The following is a 17,727-nucleotide window of genomic DNA, read 5'->3' as shown; positions in this document are numbered from 1 at the left end:
GCCGTCTAAAAAACCAATATCGAAAATTTCTTTCTTTATAACTTTTGGTTCAAGCGCGGTCAATATCCACTGCGCTCAAAAATCAATGTAACGGCAACCACAGCCTGCATCACGACGGCAACCATCCAGCCTGCCCACATCTGCCGCATACTGAAAAGAGAGGCAGACTGCTTGCAAACAACCACACGGTGCAGATAAAACACCAGCATCAACACGCCCTGCAAGACAAACCAATAAATGGGTTTCAAAGCATAAATTTTCAGTAAGGCCACCCATGCAAAAACCGAGCCTGCCAGCGGCAAGATGAAATAAACCACGCCTGCCAAGAAAACAAAAGCCAAAGTCATGACGACATTGGAAACTGCAAATAAGGTCAAACCGGCATATTCGCCTGCCGACCAAAACTTTTTGTCTTCCGTTTTACTGCAGTCATCGATAAAGAAGAAAATACTGGCGATTGTCAGATAAAAATGAGGGATGAACAAAGGGCCTGTATGCGTAAAGCCCCACATTCCAGGCAACAAGCGTGCGCCCAGTGCCGAAATCCCCAGCCACAACAACACCGTAGCCCAAAGCCATTGAAACCGCTGTGCGCGAAAAATAAATGCCAACGATACCGCAGCATACGCGACGGCAAACCAAAAATCCAAAGAAACCATCATGAATACTGCAACTCGCCTTCAAAAACGGTTTCAGCAGGGCCGGTCATTTGCACATCGCCGCCTTCTTCCCAACTGATAAACAGTTCGCCCCCAGGCAGAGTAACACGCACAGGCGCACCCGCTTTCAGCAAGCCATTGCGCACGCCTGCCACCACGGCCGCACACGCTCCAGTGCCGCAAGCCTGAGTTTCCCCCACCCCGCGTTCAAACACGCGCAGGCGGACTGACAACTCATCTTCAACCTGCAAAAAGCCGACATTGACCCGTTCAGGAAACTGCTCGTGCGATTCAATAGCGCCGCCCCAATGCTCCACCGGTGCGGTTTCAACATTATCAACCAAAATTACCGCATGCGGATTACCCATATTCACACAGCTTACCGGTACAGATTCCAAACCGACCAAGACAATATGCGTCAGCGCATCTTCATTTTCACCATGTGCAGGCACAAACGGAATTTCAGACGGCATGAAACGCGGTTTACCCATATTGACGGTAACCAAACCGTTATCCAACAGCTTCGGCACAATAATCCCTTTGGTCGTTTCAACCAAAATTTCCGTTTTATCCGTCAACCCCTTATCCGCGACAAAACGCGCAAAACAACGCGCGCCATTGCCGCACTGCTCTACTTCCCGACCATCAGCATTGAAAATGCGGTACCGAAAATCGACCGCATCAGAAGAAGGCTTCTCCACTACCAAAAACTGATCAAAACCCACGCCGCGATAGCGGTCTGCCCATTGGGCAAGCGGCGCAGCCAACGGATCAAAGTCCTGATTGATGGCATTGACCACCATAAAATCATTGCCCAAGCCGTGCATCTTCGTAAATTTTAAAGTTTTCATTATTCATTCACATTCTTATTAAATCATTATTCCGGCACATTCTACACCAGAATGATATATCCGTTTCTATCTTGTTTTTCAGACGGCCTTGCGCCCTTTTACCAATACTAACACCAGCCACCCCGCAAAAATACTATACTTCCAACATTACAAACATTTCTTATTACAAGGATACACATTATGAAAAAAGTTCTCTTACCTGCCCTTTTGGCCGCTTCACTCAGCGCATGTACAGTCGGCACACCCGGCGTTTCCGTCGGCTTAGGCGTCGGTACCGGCATCGGCCGCCATGTCGGCCTGGGTACATCCATCAACATCCCTGTCGGATTGGACAAAACCAAAACCACCAAAGGCACGGATTCAGACGGCATCCGTATCTCAGAAGAACAAATCGTGACCTATTTTGATGCACACGGTACGCCCAGCAACAGCGCAGTCAAAGGCGGCTTCCATCGTCAACTGATCAGCAAACGCAACAACGAATACGTCGTCCAAGACTTTTACAGCGACAACAGCCAAAAACGCACGGACCCCTATGTCCTCAGCCGCAACCAGCTGATGCAGTTCCGCGCCACACCAAGCAACGGCTCGCTGACCACTTACGCCTACAACGGCACCCTGATGCAGCAGCAAGTATTCCAAAACGGCAAATTGGTTAACGCCAAATACTAAAGGCCGTCTGAAACGGCTGGAAGCCTGTGAAACTTGATTACAAAATATTTTTAACATTCAAACATTTGAAATATTTTGCACCATTTTCTTGAAAATATGGATTGACACATTTTTTCCAGCCATTATAATACGCCCCATTCCCCGATAGCTCAGTCGGTAGAGCGACGGACTGTTAATCCGCAGGTCCCTGGTTCGAGCCCAGGTCGGGGAGCCAAATTTTAAAAGCCTGAACTTCTGTTCAGGCTTTTTTACATCAATAAGGAACGATTGTTCTTTTCCAAAAAAGCCCTGAACCCTCATGAAACCTTTGCAAAGGTCTCTATCCCCAAAACTGGCACGCCTTACGCCTTACCCGCTTCGTCTGGCGAACAAATGCAAACAGCCCGAAACCTTTTTCAGTCAGGTTTCGGGCTGTTTCGTTTTGAAATGGACAGCGTCTTTTCAGACGGCCTTAAACTTGACACATCATTTCACACACGGATTGTCCAAAACGACCGAGACATTGCGTTCGGCTTTGTTCATATACGTCATGTGGACTTTCTTGCCTTTGAATTCTGCTTTGACAACGGATTCCAGCGTGGCAACATCTCGGGTGAAGCCGAATTTTTTGTCGTTTGCGGCAATGAATTTGACCGGTTTTTCATGAAATAACGAATAGAAAGAAACGCCTTTATTATCTGCGGTCACTGCGCATTGCGTTTTGCCGTCGGCGGCAATGACGGAGGAAAGCGTATGGGGCTTATGGGTGCGGTCGGCGAAGGTGGTGTAGGAATCATACGACCCGAAGCTGATTCTTAATGCGAAAGTATTGCCAAGCCATTCATGGCTTATCCTGTCTTCAGGGAGATTTTTTTCGATGGCTTTTTTGCCTGCAAAGAAAGAGCATTCTTGGGTTTTGTGGTTGCAGATTTTTCTGACGCTGAACTGCTTATCCGGAGAAGTAATGACAGTTTCAGCGGCAAGGCTGTTTGCGCTTGCTGCGGCGAGTATACAGCTTAAAAGAAGTGAGCGGATGGGAAGGGACGGTTTCATTTTGTTTAGTGTATCGGTTGGTTTTAATATTGATTGAGCTGATTTGAATGCAATAAGCGGAATAACTGCCGATATGTTGATTTCAATCTGCAGAACAGATAATCCAAAGGCCGTCTGAAACTGATTTTTGGTGTTTCAGACGACCTTTGTTTGCTTTGCGGCGCGGGTTTAGCGGAAGAAATCTCCCATGCCTGCAGGCAGGCCTTGGGTGAATGCGCCCATGGTTTTGTTGGTGGTTTCTTCGGCTTTTTCAGAAGCGGCATTGATGGCGGCCAATACCAAATCTTCCAGCATTTCTTTATCGTCAGCAGCCTCTTGAATCAAATCAGGGCTGATTTCAAGTTTGCGGACAACGTGGGAACAGGTCATCACGACTTTCACCAAACCATTGCCTGCCTCACCTTCAACTTCGGTTTCAGCCAGCTTGGCTTGTGCCTTTTTCATGTTTTCCTGCATTTGTTGGGCCTGTTTCATCAGGCCGCCTAATCCGGCTTTTCCAAACATGTTTTACTCCTATGGGTTTGAATAAATGGGTTTTACTCATGCCGTCTGAAAACGCTATTGCCTTTCAGACGGCCTTGTATATCAGTATGTTAAGAATGTCCTGCCAACTCTAAAGAATCCGGCAGCCATTGCGCCTCAAAGGTTTGCAAGATTTTCTGCGCCGTCGTATCCGCTTCCAGCAAATCTTGCGCCTGCTGCCGCCCTTCTTCTTGAATACGTTTGCGGCGCATCACCGGCGTTTCCCAGCCTTTATCATCTTGCCAAGGCTCGGTTTGCAGCCTTAAATTGCCAAGATGATAGGCCTCGCTCAACGTCTGGCAGATTTTATCCAAGCGCTCTTTATTGGCAGTGGCTTTGGCCTCATCCGTCAACGACAGCATGATTAATCCTGCTTCCGCATCATAATTCGTCCATGCCGCATTTTGCGCCAACATCTGCGCCGCGCCTAATTTACGGGCGAAGCGTTCGATAATGCTGTGCCAATTCTCTGTTTTAAACTCAGGCAAAGGAGCGAACTGAAGCTCTTCTTCATCTCCCTCCTCTTCTTCAGACTCAGCAGACGCAACCGGCTGCGGTACTTCCATCACATCAGCACGGTGTGAATCTTCATATACATATGCTTCATCAAAATACGGAGGCGGAATTTCCTCATCCATGTGCGGATATGTTTCCGGCTCAGGGGCCGTCTGAACTTTTGCAACAGGCAATGGCTCCGCAGTTTCTTGCATCTGCGCCGTTTGAGTTTGAGGCGGCTCAGTCGATACTTGGCTCGGCATTTCCTCCCAAGGCGGTACATCCGTCTGTTGTTGCCGAACAGACTGAACGGTTTCTTCAGACGGCTTTTCAACGGTATCCTGCTTGGCAAAAACAGCCTCTTCCTCAACCGCCGGTGCTGCTATCGGCTCAGATTTCGGCAGCTGAAAAGGCTTTTTTTCAGCCTCAGCTTTCTGATGGTCGGAATGCAAATCCGTGTGTTCAATCTGACTTTGCGTATCGCAACCCGAAGCGGCCAACGGCGCAAATGCAAGCATGCGCAAAAGCGTCATGACAAAACCAGCATACTCATCCGGAGCCAGCGGCAAATCCTGTTTGCCATGAATAGCACATTGATAATAAAGCTGAATCTGCTCGCCACTCAAGGCTTGACTTAAACGAAGCAAGGTTTCACGTTCAGGGTCGTCATTTGCCAAGGCGGAAGGAATAGTTTGAATCAAAGCCAAACGTTGCAACAGCATGGCCAATTCTGCCAATGCGCTATCAAAACCAATCGCTCTGGCGGACATTTCCTGAGCTTTTTCCAGCAAGGCCTCACCGTTTTGATTGATGATTCCTTCAAGCAATTCAAACAAGTATTGTTTATCGACCGCTCCGATCATTTGGCGGACATCTTGTTCGGCCACTTTACCCGAACCCATGGCAATCGCCTGATCCAAAAGGCTCAACGCATCGCGCATCGAGCCGGCGGCGGCGCGTCCTAAAAGCTGCAAGGCCTGCGGCTGATAAGGAACGTTTTCACGGTCCAAAACATGTGCCAAATGCTCGGCAACCTGCTGGATTGTCATGTTGCGCAAAACAAACTGCAAACAGCGGCTCAATACGGTAATGGGGACTTTGTGCGGATCGGTGGTCGCCAAAATGAATTTAACGTGTTCAGGCGGTTCTTCCAAAGTCTTCAGCATGGCATTGAACGCGCTTTTGGAAAGCATATGCACTTCGTCGATGATATAGACTTTGTATTTACCCGCAGTCGGTGCGTATTGCGCATTTTCCAATACTTCGCGGATATTATCGATGCCGGTATTCGATGCCGCGTCGATTTCCAATAAGTCCACATAACGGCCGCTGTCGATTTGCGTACAGCTTTCACACTGACCGCACGGCTCGCCATGCACGGCATTTTCGCAGTTCAAGCTCTTGGCCAAAATCCTGGCAATCGTGGTCTTGCCCACACCGCGCGTCCCTGTCAGCAGATAGGCATGGTGCAGACGGCCTTCGTCCAGCGCGTTGCGCAGGGCTTTGACGACGTGTTCCTGACCGACCAAATCGGCAAAGGTTTTCGGACGCCATTTTCGTGCAAGAACTTGATAAGCCATGTTGTTTCTCTACGGGAAATAAATCGGAAGGCCGTCTGAAAAGAATTATCCGCTCTTCAGACGGCCTCAGAAAATGGCATATATTCTAGCATTTTTTTGATTTTTATTAAGGATTTTCTATCAAGCTGGCAGCGACAGCATGTCATCGCAATGTTAGAATGCCACACAAATGATAAACAATTTGAAGCTAAAATCATTATGCCTGAAATCATACTACGCAACCAATCAGCCACTATGCAAGTCAATACAATGGGCGGATATATTGACTCCCTGATTCTAAAAGGACGGGAAGTCTTGTTTCCGAAAACCAGCGTCCACGTGGGCGATGATACAAAATTACGCGGCGGCATGCACGTCTGCTTACCCCAATTCGGACCGGACAGCAAAAATCATCTAGCTCAACATGGTTTCGGCAGAACTTCAGACTGGGAAATCCGCCATCAAAATGAATCGGATATCGGCTTGAAATTAATCAGCACAGAAAAAGGCTATGAACACGTCGAATGGTTGCTTGATTACAGTCTGCCTAACGAAAATGAAGCCATCGCCATCCTAACTGTCTGCAATTACGGCGAATCGCCCGTCCGCACGTCTCCGGGATTCCACCCCTACTTTACCGCCGCAGGTACACAATTTGATTTCAACGGCGCGCCATACGATGCCGACTATATCTCCCATACCGAATTTGTTTCCTCCGACCAGGATGCACACGTTGCATTTAACGGCTTGAAACTGGATATCCGCACCCACAATCTGCCTGTGTATGCCCTCTGGAGCGATAGAAACGGCCAATATACTTGTGCAGAACCAACCGCAGAAGGCAATGCGTTTTTATCCCCTGCAAAAGGCGGACAGTTTGTTTCAGGGCACAGCAAAAAACGTTACGCCATGAAAATCAAACTGATGGCTTAAAATGTTCTGTAAAAGCCCCAAATACTTAAAAACCACCCAAATGGGTGGTTTTCTTATGGCTTACAGGCCATTGTTATTGATTGCATTCGCAATATCGCGTACCGCTGTTACATACATGCGGCTGTGGTTGTATTGCCATACAGTGTAGAAGTTATTCAGGCCCAAATAGTATTCAAATACGCCCGGGCTGGTTTCCAAAGCATACAATACAGCCTTTTCATTATCCGCAACAGCAGCTTGAGGCACGACACCCAAAGCTTTGAAATCTGCGACAGTGCGCGTCAAGGCAGTTTTCTCATCGATAATCGCCTGCAAGTGCGGAGTAATCGTCAGACTTACCGGCACAACCATCTTACCGCCGGTCTGCCAGCCATGCTGTTTCATATAATTGGCGACAGAAGCCGCCACATCGCCGACATTATTCCAAATATCGCGATGACCATCACCATCATAGTCCACCGCCCATTTACGGTAGCTTGAAGGCATAAATTGCGGCATACCCATCGCACCGGCATAGCTGCCTTTGAAGTCAAAGATATTTTCTTTTTCTTCTTTTGCCATCTGCAAAAGTTCGCTCAACTCGTTTTGGAAGAACTCGGCACGGCGTGGATAATCAAAGGCCAATGTACTCAAGGCATCGGCAACGCGGAAGCTACCCGTATTTTTGCCGTAATTGGTTTCGATACCGAGAATCGCCACAATCAATTCGGCAGGTACGCCGTATTTGCGTGCCACATCATCGATTACGGCACGGTTTGCCGCATAGAATTGTCTGCCGCCGTTAAATTTGGCTGCACCAGAGTTACCGGTGCGGAATTCATACCAAGGACGCGAAGTGCTTGGGCGGTACATAATGGTAATAATGTTGCCTTTATACACCACGCCATTAAAGAAATTGCGCAACTCTTCCGCACTGAAACGGCGGTTTTTTACTTCATATTGGATAAACTGCTGAACATTGACGTTCTCATTAAAACCGCTGCTGGCAACAGATTCAGCCGCTGCATCAAATACAGGGCGTTTTGCAGAAGAAACAGGCTCAACAGGTTTCGCTGTATCGACAGCAGGCTTTTGCGGGGTACTACATGAAGCTAGAGCCAAAGCAGCCAGACCCATCCCAAAGATTTTGATTTTATTCATAAATAATCTCTTTATTAAATACTATGATAAATCCGAATACGAAAGAATATTCGTCCAACACATCATCTCTCTATGCCAACTGCCATCTTTTTAATCAGCCAAAAAATATAGAAACTCGGTACCTATTTGCTTCGACTCAAGCACATAGACAAGGCCGTCTGAAATCCAAGGAAACCCTTGATTTTCAGACGGCCTTGAATGAATCAATTACTCAGCGGCTGCAACAACAGCAACGGTAATTTTAGCAACAGCGTCAGTGTGCAGAGCCACTTCAACTTCGTATTCGCCAACAGCTTTCAATGGGCCGTTAGGCAGACGTACGTTTGCTTTAGCAGCTTGGATACCGGCAGCAACAATTGCTTCAGCGATGTCAGCATTGGTAACAGAGCCGAACAGACGACCATCAACACCGGCTTTTTGAGCAACAGTAATGGTTTGGCCTTCCAGTTTTTCTTGACGTGCTTTAGCATCAGCCAAGATTTCAGCTTGTTTGGCTTCCAATTCAGCGCGGCGTGCTTCGAATTCTTTCATGTTGGCTTCGGTTGCACGTTTTGCTTTACCGGCAGGGATCAGGAAGTTGCGTGCGTAACCGTTTTTAACGGTTACGATGTCACCCAAGTTACCCAGACCGCCGATTTTTTCTAACAGAATAATTTGCATGATTTAAACTCCAAAATTATTTGTGTTGATCGGTGTAAGGCAACAGAGCCAGGAAACGGGCACGTTTCACAGCAGTAGCCAACTGACGTTGGTAGTGTGCTTTAGTACCAGTAATGCGGGCAGGGATGATTTTGCCGTTTTCAGAGATGAAGTCTTTCAACAAATCAACTTGTTTGTAATCAACTTCTTGGATTTTTTCAGCCGTAAAGCGGCAGAATTTTCTACGTTTGAATGATTGACGAGCCATTGTCGTTTAACCTTTATATTCTTTAATGTTCTGTATGCGTAGTACCGGCTTGGGGAAGCGTTGGCTGCGTTGCGCCAAAAATCCTTCCGACTCGATGATAGCATCTTGCCGATACTGCCATTCCTCAGCCTGCTTACCTAAAATCCGCGCGGGAATTTCAAATTTGACCAGACATTTCTGTCCGTTTTCTTCCTGCCAAGATTCATGTTGTAACACAACATCTAAAACAGGAATTCCTGCCGGCGTGTATCTCAAAGGCTGAACCTGTAAGATACGGGCGGTAAGCTTAATCAGATTGTTCAATCTTATTCGGCTGCTGCAACTTCTTCAGCTGCACCGTTCAGCAAATTTTTTGCTTTTTCGCCGCCCAACATTGGAGAAGCTTCAGTTACAGCGTGTTTTGTTTTGATGGTCAGGTGACGCAGTACGGCATCATTGAAGCGGAAAGCAGTTTCCAGCTCTTCAACCACTTCAGGAGTAGTTTCGATATACATCAAAACATAATGTGCTTTGTGGATTTTGTTGATTGGGTAAGCCAATTGACGACGGCCCCAGTCTTCCAAACGGTGGATTTTACCGCTGGCTTCAGTAATCATGGTTTTGTAACGCTCAACCATAGCAGGCACTTGCTCGCTTTGATCAGGATGAACGATAAACACGATCTCGTAATGACGCATGTTATCTCCTTATGGATGATTAAAAACAGCCTTTCACCATGCGAAGTAAAAGGCAAGGCAAAGAGGCTGAATTTTATCCGCATTTCTTAAAAAATACAAGTCCGGATTCAAAATCCACTTTCTTTTCAATTAAAAAACAACAATAGGCCTTATGGTTATTTCCTAGCAAACCACTCAACTATCTGCCAAAAATCTGCTAAAATCTGCCCCATCCTAATAAATACAGCATCAGAAGGCACACAATCATGGCTCTTTTGCAGATTTCAGAACCCGGCATGTCCGCCGCCCCCCATCAACACCGCCTCGCCGTAGGCATTGATTTAGGCACAACCAACAGCTTGGTTGCCACAGTCCGCAGCGGCAGCGCAGTCTGCCTGCCTGATTCAGACGGCCGCGCCACCCTGCCTTCGGTTGTCCGTTATTTGGATGGCGAAGTTGAAGTCGGCAAAAACGCCCTTTCTGCCCAAAAAACCGATCCGCTAAATACAGTCAGCTCCGCCAAACGCCTGATCGGCCGCACCCTTACCGACCTCGCACAAGAGGCGCAATACCTGCCCTATCGATTTACACCCAATGAGCGCGTGGTCGAGTTAAACACCCGTCAAGGTGCAAAAACGCCTATCGAAGTATCGGCTGAAATCCTCAAAGCCCTTAAATCGCGTGCCGAAGAAACATTAGGCGGCGATTTGGTCGGTGCCGTCATTACCGTACCTGCCTATTTCGACGATGCCCAACGTCAAGCCACCAAAGATGCCGCACGCTTGGCAGGCTTGAATGTATTGCGCCTCCTCAACGAGCCGACCGCCGCCGCAATCGCCTACGGACTGGACAACGCTTCAGAAGGCACGTTTGTCGTTTACGACCTGGGCGGTGGTACATTCGACGTATCAGTATTGCAACTGACCAAAGGATTGTTTGAAGTTAAAGCCACCGGCGGCAACAGCGCATTGGGCGGCGATGACTTCGACCATCGTTTGTTCTGCTACCTGCTCGAACAAAACGACCTTTCCAAACTCAACGAACAAGACAGCCAACTTCTGCTTTCCCTTGTCCGTACCGCCAAAGAAAAACTGACCACTCAAACCGAAGCCGTCATCGAAACCACACTTTCAGACGGCCATAAAGTTCATACCGTCATTACCCGCCAAGAGTTTCACAATCTGACCCAAAATCTGGTACAAAAAACCATCGAGCCCGTCAAACAGGCTTTGAAAGACGCAGGCGTAACCAAGGCAGATGTCAAAGGCGTGATTATGGTTGGCGGCTCTACCCGCATGTTGCACGTTCAACAAGCAGTTGCCACATTCTTTGGCCAAACCCCGCTGAACAACCTCAATCCTGACGAAGTGGTTGCACTCGGTGCCGCCATACAAGCAAACGTCCTTGCCGGCAACAAAACCGACGGCGAATGGCTACTGCTTGACGTTACACCTTTATCGCTTGGTCTGGAAACCTACGGCGGTCTTGCCGAGAAAATCATTCCTCGCAACTCTACCATTCCTACCGCGCGTGCGCAGGACTTTACCACTTTCAAAGACGGTCAAACTGCCATGACGATACACGTCGTTCAAGGCGAGCGCGAACTCGTTTCCGACTGCCGCAGCCTTGCCAAATTTACCCTGCGCGGTATTCCGCCCATGGCAGCAGGCGCAGCGCGTATCCGCGTGACCTTCCAAGTTGATGCCGACGGTTTGCTGTCCGTTTCCGCACAAGAACAAAGCACCGGCGTACAGGCGCAAATCGAAGTCAAACCTTCCTACGGCTTGGACGACGGCACCATTACCCAAATGCTCAAAGACAGCATGAGCAACGCTGCCGAAGACATGGCCGCACGCGCACGCGCCGAAGCCGTAGTCGAAGCCGAAAGCTTAACCGACGCTGTCAACGCAGCCCTTGAGTTAGACAGAGATTTGTTGGAAGCCGAAGAATTGCAACAGATTCAACAAGACATCGCCAACTTGCAAGGCCGTCTGAAAGACGGCAAAGCCGAAGACATCCGTGCCGCCGTCACCAAGCTCAGCCACAGCACCGACAACTTCGCCGCCAAACGCATGAACCGCAACATCCAACGCGCATTGACAGGACAAAGCGTTGATAATATTTGACGGCAAATGGTTTCAGGCGGCCTTTGATAAAAAGGCCGTCTGAAAAGATATCTTCATACAGAAATAAAAATAAAGGACAACAATGGAAAAAGCAGGCATTGTCTTCCTGATGAAAACCGTCATCAAAGGCGTATATAAAATTGGTATTACTGACGAAAATAATTTTGAAACTAGAATGCGCCATTTGGAAAACAACGGCTACGCAAACGTTGCCGGGTTAGAACGCATTCTAGCCATTAAAACCGACAACTATAAAGAAAAAGAAACCTTACTTCATGAAATTTTCGGCAAAAGCCAAATAGGAGAAACTGAGCTTTTTGCAATTGATGAAAATCTTGCGAAAAGGCTTTTTCTCTCATTAAGAGGCGAAATTGTATTTCCTAAAAATGAAATAGCAGAGTTAGGTTTTGAAAAAACCGTCGAAGAACATCATCAAGAAAAAATCTTTGAAGTAAACAGAAGTGCATTTATCGACTTTATCAAGGAAAAGCACCAACAAAATCCTTCCATATTAAGAAATCTCATCTCTTCAGAAAATGCATATAAACCCAAAAATTCCAAAGTCCGTTTATATAAAGACGAATACTTTGGGACAAGTGGTTCAAAGCTAACTACTGAAATTGAAGAAGGTCTTCATATTTATACTACCTATTCAAAAGAAAATTTAGAGAAAGCTTACACAGAATATTTAAAATTATTTTAATCACAATGAGACTCTGGCACCAAACCCTTATCCCCCTACTCCCCCGTGCCCAGCTTTTGGGGCAACACCGCGAATGCGCCGCTTTACGCGGAGCGGGCTGGGGCAGGCCGCATGCGACGGTTAATTACGTTTTTACCCATTCGCCCTACAAACTCTATCTATATCACGCGTTGATTATGGATGAGATGGAAAAGCGCGGTTACAAACCGGATGCTTTATGGAAAGACCCGCTATATCGCGGCAAAGTCGCTGCCCCATACCATTCACACGCGGCTGAAACAGCTACTTCGCCGATTTATGCCGAACATGATGATGCTTATCTGGACGAGTGTTTGGAAAATTTAAGAAGTAAAGGCATCATGTTATAAACCCATTTTTCAGACGGCCTGAATATTGAATATCCAAGGCCGTCTGAAACCACTTTAACCACAACCACTCTTAAACAACCGAGACAATAAAAATGCCAAAAATTACCGTACTCCCACACGCGACATTATGCCCTGAAGGCGCGGTTATCGAAGACGCGCCGGAAGGCCAAACCGTCCTTGACGTACTGCTCGACCATGACATCGAAGTCGATCATGCCTGCGAAAAATCCTGCGCCTGCACCACCTGCCACGTGATTATCCGCAAAGGTTTTGACAGCCTGGAAGAACCGACCGAATTGGAAGAAGACCTGCTCGACCAAGCATGGGGTTTGGAAGCTGATTCACGCTTGAGCTGTCAGGCAGTCGTTGCCGATGAAGATTTGGTCGTAGAAATTCCTAAATATACAATCAACCACGCTCGCGAAGACCATTAAAACGAGGTTTAATGAAAAGGCCGTCTGAAACCACAAATTCATGGTTTTCAGACGGCCTTTTGGTTATGCAGCAAATTATTTGATATGAGGGAAAATAAAACGCATACGCGAAATCTGCATGGAGGCCACTTTCTGCGTAGCGGAGTAATTTTCAATTTTTTCTTGCATTCTGATTTGATGCATATTGCCGTTATAACGGGGAGCAGCATTCTGAGATTTATTTACTGTCGGCAGTTCAGCCTCTGCCTTTAACGCTTCCTCTGCCTCGATGGCTGAAAGCGCAGCCTCATCCCTTACCAAACCGAAACGCTCGATAATGGCATTGGCTTCATCTATATAATGAGATTTGTCCACGCCATTTTCCAACGCCGCATCTTCAAGCACGACCGACAAATGCTTGCCGCACTTTTCGATACGCTCTGCGATCCGCGAATAAACCATCCAACGTTTCAACCTCAACGCGCCTGCATCGTCATTGGGCGAAGCGGCATCCAGTTTAATTAAGCCATAGTGCTTGCCGTAATACAGACGGAACACCAGCTGCTTCAAACCTTCTGTTTCGTCCAGCATCCGATAAAGTTCGCGAACCAACAGCAGCAAACGGTCAAATGCGCCTGCTTTAGACAGATACTCCGGATCATCTGAAGCAAGCGCGTAAATTAGTTTGGATAGCTTGGCGTTGAGTGCGTTATTCATCTTTTTTTCCTTTTATTTTTAAGCGATGGATTTCGTATTAAGAGCCGTTCCAAATGATTTGGTTGCATTGAGATAATGTAAATTATTCATGCGCAAACCATCATTCAAAACGGAATAAAATATATAAAACGGCAAATTCAAAGCGAATGTGCCGTAGTTTTTAAGTGTCGTGCCGTATTTTAACGCAAATATGCTATTTTGTTAAAAAATACCCGCATTATTTATATCCGCATCTGCAGTAAAACATTCTGGCAGTCCGACTTCTTCTTGATTAAAATAATTACTATTAGCCCAAACCCAATAAAGGAACACATCATGAAATGGACAGATACCCAACGCATCGCCGAAGAACTCTACGACTTACACGGTGACAGCATCGACCCGAAAACCGTACGCTTTACCCAACTGCGTGATCTGATTATGGCTTTGCCTGGATTTGACGATGATCCGGCGCGTTGCGGCGAGCGCATTCTCGAAGCCGTGCAACAAGCATGGATAGATGAAGCAGAATAAGCTTTCTTCCCTTCCCTATCAAACAAGACCTCAGGCTATTTTTCAGACGGCCTGAGGTCTTTATTAAATCTATTCATACAATTTTGGAAAATTTCGAAATTGACTCATACTGACCTCAAATTTATTATGCAGTCTGACAACAAATAAAAGATATGCAGAAGGTGCATAACCATGAATCACGCTCGAGAAATCGCCGCTTTAAACAACAGCCTTTCTGATTTGAAAGGCGACATCAATGTTTCGTTCGAATTTTTCCCGCCGAAAAACGAACAAATGGAAACCATGCTATGGGATTCCATCCATCGCCTGCAAACCTTGCATCCGAAATTCGTTTCCGTAACTTACGGTGCAAACTCCGGCGAACGCGACCGCACACACAGTATCGTTAAACGCATCAAACAAGAAACCGGCCTTGACGCAGCCCCCCACCTGACCGGTATCGACGCCAGCCCTGACGAGTTGCGCCAAATCGCCAAAGATTATTGGGACAGCGGTATCCGCCGCATTGTCGCCCTGCGTGGCGACGAGCCGCCCGGCTACGAGAAAAAACCTTTCTATGCCGAAGATTTGGTCAAACTGTTGCGCTCCGTGGCCGACTTTGATATTTCCGTAGCGGCCTATCCAGAGGTTCACCCTGAAGCCAAATCCGCCCAAGCCGACTTGATCAATCTGAAACGTAAAATCGATGCGGGCGCAAACCACGTTATCACCCAATTCTTCTTTGACGTGGAAAGCTATCTGCGCTTCCGCGACCGTTGCGTGATGATGGGCATCGACGTTGAAATCGTTCCCGGCATCCTGCCTGTAACCAATTTCAAACAATTGACCAAAATGGCCCAAGTGACCAACGTCAAAATTCCAAGCTGGCTGTCTAAAATGTACGAAGGTTTGGATGACGACCAAGGCACACGCAACCTTGTTGCCGCCAGCATCGCCATCGACATGGTCAAAGTCCTCTCTCGCGAAGGTGTCAAAGACTTCCACTTCTACACCCTCAACCGCAGCGAACTGACTTACGCCATCTGCCATATTTTGGGTGTACGCCCCCGTTAATAAAACAGACGGCCTCACCATTCTGATTTACAATATCGAACATTCAGGCCATACCGGCCTGATTCAAAATTCCAACTAGGAGAGTTAACATGACAACATTACATTTTTCAGGCTTCCCGCGCGTCGGTGCCTTCCGCGAATTGAAATTCGCACAAGAAAAATACTGGCGCAAAGAAATCAGCGAGCAAGAATTGCTGGCTGTTGCTAAAGACTTGCGCGAGAAAAACTGGAAACACCAAGCTGCTGCCAACACCGATTACGTTGCCGTAGGCGATTTCACTTTCTACGACCACATCCTCGACCTGCAAGTTGCTACCGGTGCCATCCCTGCCCGCTTCGGCTTCGACAGCCAAAACCTGTCTTTGGAACAATTCTTCCAACTGGCGCGTGGTAACAAAGACCAATTCGCTATCGAAATGACCAAATGGTTCGACACCAACTACCACTACTTGGTGCCTGAATTCCACGCCGATACCGAATTCAAAGCCAACGCCAAACACTACGTTCAACAGCTGCAAGAAGCCCAAGCTTTGGGCCTGAAAGCCAAACCGACCGTTGTTGGTCCGTTGACTTTCCTGTGGGTGGGTAAAGAAAAAGGCGCCGTTGAATTCGACCGTCTGAGCCTGTTGCCTAAACTGTTGCCTGTTTACGTTGAAATCCTGACTGCTTTGGTTGAAGCCGGTGCCGAGTGGATTCAAATCGACGAGCCAGCTTTGACTGTTGACCTGCCTAAAGAATGGGTAGAAGCATACAAAGACGTTTACGCTACTTTGAGCAAAGTAAGCGCCAAAATCCTGTTGAGCACTTACTTCGGTTCTGTTGCCGAACACGCTGCTTTGCTGAAATCCCTGCCTGTTGACGGCCTGCACATCGACTTGGTACGCGCCCCTGAGCAACTGGACGCATTTGCCGACTACGACAAAGTTCTGTCTGCCGGCGTTATCGACGGCCGCAACATTTGGCGCGCCAACCTGAACAAAGTTTTGGAAACTGTTGAGCCTCTGCAAGCCAAACTGGGCGACCGTTTGTGGATCTCCAGCTCTTGCTCTCTGCTGCACACTCCATTTGACTTGTCAGTTGAAGAAAAACTGAAAGCCAATAAACCTGATCTGTACTCTTGGTTGGCATTCACCCTGCAAAAAACTCAAGAATTGCGCGTTCTGAAAGCTGCATTAAACGAAGGTCGTGATTCTGTTGCCGAAGAACTCGCCGCCAGCCAAGCTGCTGCCGACTCCCGTGCCAACAGCAGTGAAATCCACCGTGCAGACGTTGCCAAACGCCTGGCCGATTTGCCTGCCAACGCAGACCAACGCAAATCTCCATTTGCCGACCGTATCAAAGCGCAACAAGCATGGTTGAACCTGCCTCTGCTGCCGACTACCAACATCGGTTCTTTCCCACAAACTACCGAAATCCGCCAAGCACGTGCAGCCTTCAAAAAAGGCGAACTGTCTGCTGCCGATTACGAAGCCGCGATGAAAAAAGAAATCGCTTTGGTGGTTGAAGAGCAAGAAAAACTGGACTTGGACGTACTGGTACACGGCGAAGCCGAGCGTAACGACATGGTTGAATACTTCGGCGAATTGTTGAGCGGTTTTGCGTTCACCCAATACGGCTGGGTACAAAGCTACGGCTCACGCTGCGTTAAACCACCTATCATCTTCGGTGACGTAAGCCGTCCTGAAGCCATGACTGTTGCTTGGTCTACTTACGCTCAAAGCCTGACCAAACGCCCGATGAAAGGTATGCTGACCGGCCCTGTAACCATTCTGCAATGGTCTTTCGTCCGCAACGATATTCCTCGCGCTACCGTGTGCAAACAAATCGCACTGGCTCTGAACGACGAAGTATTGGATCTGGAAAAAGCCGGTATCAAAGTCATCCAAATTGACGAACCTGCCATCCGCGAAGGTCTGCCTTTGAAACGTGCCGATTGGGATGCCTACCTGAACTGGGCCGGTGAATCTTTCCGCCTGTCCTCTACCGGTTGCGAAGACAGCACCCAAATCCACACTCATATGTGCTACTCTGAGTTCAACGACATCCTGCCTGCCATCGCCGCTATGGACGCTGACGTCATCACCATTGAAACTTCACGTTCCGATATGGAGCTCTTGACTGCATTCGGCGAATTCAAATACCCGAACGACATCGGTCCAGGTGTTTATGACATCCACAGCCCACGCGTACCGACTGAAGCTGAAGTTGAGCACCTGTTGCGCAAAGCCATCGAGGTTGTACCGGTTGAACGTCTATGGGTTAACCCAGACTGCGGCCTGAAAACCCGTGGCTGGAAAGAAACTCTGGAACAACTCCAAGTGATGATGAACGTAACCCACAAACTGCGTGCCGAACTGGCTAAATAATGTGAGTTAGATGAAAAGGCCGTCTGAAAATTTTCAGACGGC

Annotated in this window: 20 protein-coding genes and 1 tRNA gene; 10 read left to right on the top strand and 11 right to left on the bottom strand. The window is 47.8% G+C overall.

Features of this window, described 5'->3' with window-relative positions:
• Positions 1-59: 59 nt before the first annotated feature.
• Both HMPREF3139_RS06630 and dapF read right to left on the bottom strand, forming a co-directional pair.
• Positions 60-662 carry a hypothetical protein gene (locus tag HMPREF3139_RS06630; RefSeq protein ID WP_070461321.1) on the bottom strand — a complete coding sequence of 201 codons (603 nt, stop codon included), beginning with the start codon at positions 660-662 and terminating at the stop codon, positions 60-62.
• Positions 659-1,510 carry a diaminopimelate epimerase gene (gene dapF / locus HMPREF3139_RS06625; protein WP_004519258.1) on the bottom strand — a complete coding sequence of 284 codons (852 nt, stop codon included), beginning with the start codon at positions 1,508-1,510 and terminating at the stop codon, positions 659-661. Before dapF ends, HMPREF3139_RS06630 begins: the two co-directional genes overlap by 4 nt.
• A gap of 180 nt (positions 1,511-1,690) precedes the next feature.
• Here dapF and HMPREF3139_RS06620 point away from each other — a divergent pair, with 180 nt between their 5' ends.
• Complete coding sequence (locus HMPREF3139_RS06620) at positions 1,691-2,182, top strand: NemA protein (protein ID WP_070461320.1); 492 nt, start codon at positions 1,691-1,693, stop codon at positions 2,180-2,182.
• A gap of 138 nt (positions 2,183-2,320) precedes the next feature.
• Positions 2,321-2,396, top strand: a tRNA-Asn gene (locus tag HMPREF3139_RS06615).
• A gap of 251 nt (positions 2,397-2,647) precedes the next feature.
• Here the strand turns inward: HMPREF3139_RS06615 and HMPREF3139_RS06610 are convergent.
• The 3 genes from HMPREF3139_RS06610 to dnaX all read right to left on the bottom strand — a co-directional run bounded on the left by HMPREF3139_RS06610 (position 2,648) and on the right by dnaX (position 5,811).
• Positions 2,648-3,214, bottom strand: a complete 567-nt coding sequence (locus tag HMPREF3139_RS06610; RefSeq protein ID WP_070461319.1) for a hypothetical protein — start codon at positions 3,212-3,214, stop codon at positions 2,648-2,650.
• 168 nt (positions 3,215-3,382) lie between these two features.
• The gene (locus HMPREF3139_RS06605) at positions 3,383-3,718 is read right to left on the bottom strand and encodes a YbaB/EbfC family nucleoid-associated protein (protein WP_003678854.1); all 336 of its coding nucleotides are present in this window, start codon (positions 3,716-3,718) and stop codon (positions 3,383-3,385) included.
• An 89-nt stretch (positions 3,719-3,807) separates the two neighbouring features.
• Positions 3,808-5,811: a DNA polymerase III subunit gamma/tau gene (gene dnaX / locus HMPREF3139_RS06600; RefSeq protein WP_070461318.1), complete on the bottom strand. Its 2,004-nt coding sequence runs from the start codon at positions 5,809-5,811 to the stop codon at positions 3,808-3,810.
• Positions 5,812-6,009: 198 nt separating this feature from the next.
• Here dnaX and HMPREF3139_RS06595 point away from each other — a divergent pair, with 198 nt between their 5' ends.
• On the top strand, positions 6,010-6,723 hold the full coding sequence (locus HMPREF3139_RS06595; protein ID WP_070461503.1) for an aldose epimerase family protein: 714 nt from the start codon (positions 6,010-6,012) through the stop codon (positions 6,721-6,723).
• 60 nt (positions 6,724-6,783) lie between these two features.
• On the opposite strand, the gene mltB is transcribed toward HMPREF3139_RS06595, so the two are convergent.
• From mltB to rpsF, 5 genes are all read right to left on the bottom strand, one after another.
• A complete protein-coding gene (gene mltB / locus HMPREF3139_RS06590; RefSeq protein WP_070461317.1) occupies positions 6,784-7,863 on the bottom strand; it encodes a lytic murein transglycosylase B in 1,080 nt (359 codons plus the stop codon).
• Positions 7,864-8,070: 207 nt separating this feature from the next.
• Positions 8,071-8,523, bottom strand: coding sequence for a 50S ribosomal protein L9 (gene rplI / locus HMPREF3139_RS06585; RefSeq protein ID WP_003678862.1), 453 nt, complete (start codon positions 8,521-8,523; stop codon positions 8,071-8,073).
• A 16-nt stretch (positions 8,524-8,539) separates the two neighbouring features.
• Complete coding sequence (gene rpsR, locus HMPREF3139_RS06580) at positions 8,540-8,770, bottom strand: 30S ribosomal protein S18 (protein ID WP_003678863.1); 231 nt, start codon at positions 8,768-8,770, stop codon at positions 8,540-8,542.
• 6 nt (positions 8,771-8,776) lie between these two features.
• Positions 8,777-9,079: a primosomal replication protein N gene (gene priB, locus HMPREF3139_RS06575; protein WP_191620669.1), complete on the bottom strand. Its 303-nt coding sequence runs from the start codon at positions 9,077-9,079 to the stop codon at positions 8,777-8,779.
• Positions 9,076-9,447: a 30S ribosomal protein S6 gene (gene rpsF, locus HMPREF3139_RS06570; RefSeq protein ID WP_070461316.1), complete on the bottom strand. Its 372-nt coding sequence runs from the start codon at positions 9,445-9,447 to the stop codon at positions 9,076-9,078. The genes priB and rpsF overlap by 4 nt, the downstream gene beginning before the upstream one ends.
• A 245-nt stretch (positions 9,448-9,692) precedes the next feature.
• Between rpsF and hscA the strand changes: the two genes are divergently transcribed.
• From hscA to fdx, 4 genes are all read left to right on the top strand, one after another.
• The gene (gene hscA / locus HMPREF3139_RS06565; RefSeq protein ID WP_070461315.1) at positions 9,693-11,552 is read left to right on the top strand and encodes a Fe-S protein assembly chaperone HscA; all 1,860 of its coding nucleotides are present in this window, start codon (positions 9,693-9,695) and stop codon (positions 11,550-11,552) included.
• An 82-nt stretch (positions 11,553-11,634) separates the two neighbouring features.
• On the top strand, positions 11,635-12,255 hold the full coding sequence (locus HMPREF3139_RS06560; RefSeq protein WP_070461314.1) for a GIY-YIG nuclease family protein: 621 nt from the start codon (positions 11,635-11,637) through the stop codon (positions 12,253-12,255).
• Between the two features lie 5 nt (positions 12,256-12,260).
• Entirely contained in the window at positions 12,261-12,623 is a 363-nt protein-coding gene (locus tag HMPREF3139_RS06555; RefSeq protein ID WP_070461313.1) for a TIGR02328 family protein, read from the top strand.
• A 92-nt stretch (positions 12,624-12,715) separates the two neighbouring features.
• Positions 12,716-13,057, top strand: coding sequence for an ISC system 2Fe-2S type ferredoxin (gene fdx, locus HMPREF3139_RS06550; protein ID WP_003686005.1), 342 nt, complete (start codon positions 12,716-12,718; stop codon positions 13,055-13,057).
• Between the two features lie 75 nt (positions 13,058-13,132).
• Here the strand turns inward: fdx and HMPREF3139_RS06545 are convergent, their stop codons facing one another.
• A complete protein-coding gene (locus tag HMPREF3139_RS06545) occupies positions 13,133-13,753 on the bottom strand; it encodes a hypothetical protein (RefSeq protein WP_070461312.1) in 621 nt (206 codons plus the stop codon).
• Positions 13,754-14,068: 315 nt separating this feature from the next.
• On the opposite strand from HMPREF3139_RS06545, the gene iscX reads away from it, so the two are divergent.
• The 3 genes from iscX to metE all read left to right on the top strand — a co-directional run bounded on the left by iscX (position 14,069) and on the right by metE (position 17,685).
• Entirely contained in the window at positions 14,069-14,266 is a 198-nt protein-coding gene (gene iscX, locus HMPREF3139_RS06540; RefSeq protein ID WP_070461311.1) for a Fe-S cluster assembly protein IscX, read from the top strand.
• Positions 14,267-14,437: 171 nt separating this feature from the next.
• Complete coding sequence (metF, locus tag HMPREF3139_RS06535) at positions 14,438-15,319, top strand: methylenetetrahydrofolate reductase (RefSeq protein ID WP_049323818.1); 882 nt, start codon at positions 14,438-14,440, stop codon at positions 15,317-15,319.
• Between the two features lie 89 nt (positions 15,320-15,408).
• The gene (gene metE, locus HMPREF3139_RS06530) at positions 15,409-17,685 is read left to right on the top strand and encodes a 5-methyltetrahydropteroyltriglutamate--homocysteine S-methyltransferase (RefSeq protein WP_070461310.1); all 2,277 of its coding nucleotides are present in this window, start codon (positions 15,409-15,411) and stop codon (positions 17,683-17,685) included.
• Positions 17,686-17,727 lie beyond the last annotated feature (42 nt).

The sequence above is a fragment of the Neisseria sp. HMSC15G01 genome (assembly GCF_001808255.1).
Lineage (GTDB): Bacteria > Pseudomonadota > Gammaproteobacteria > Burkholderiales > Neisseriaceae > Neisseria > Neisseria subflava_A.
The sequence above is the reverse complement of the archived record's forward strand: the minus strand, read 5'-3'. Positions and strand labels throughout refer to the sequence as shown.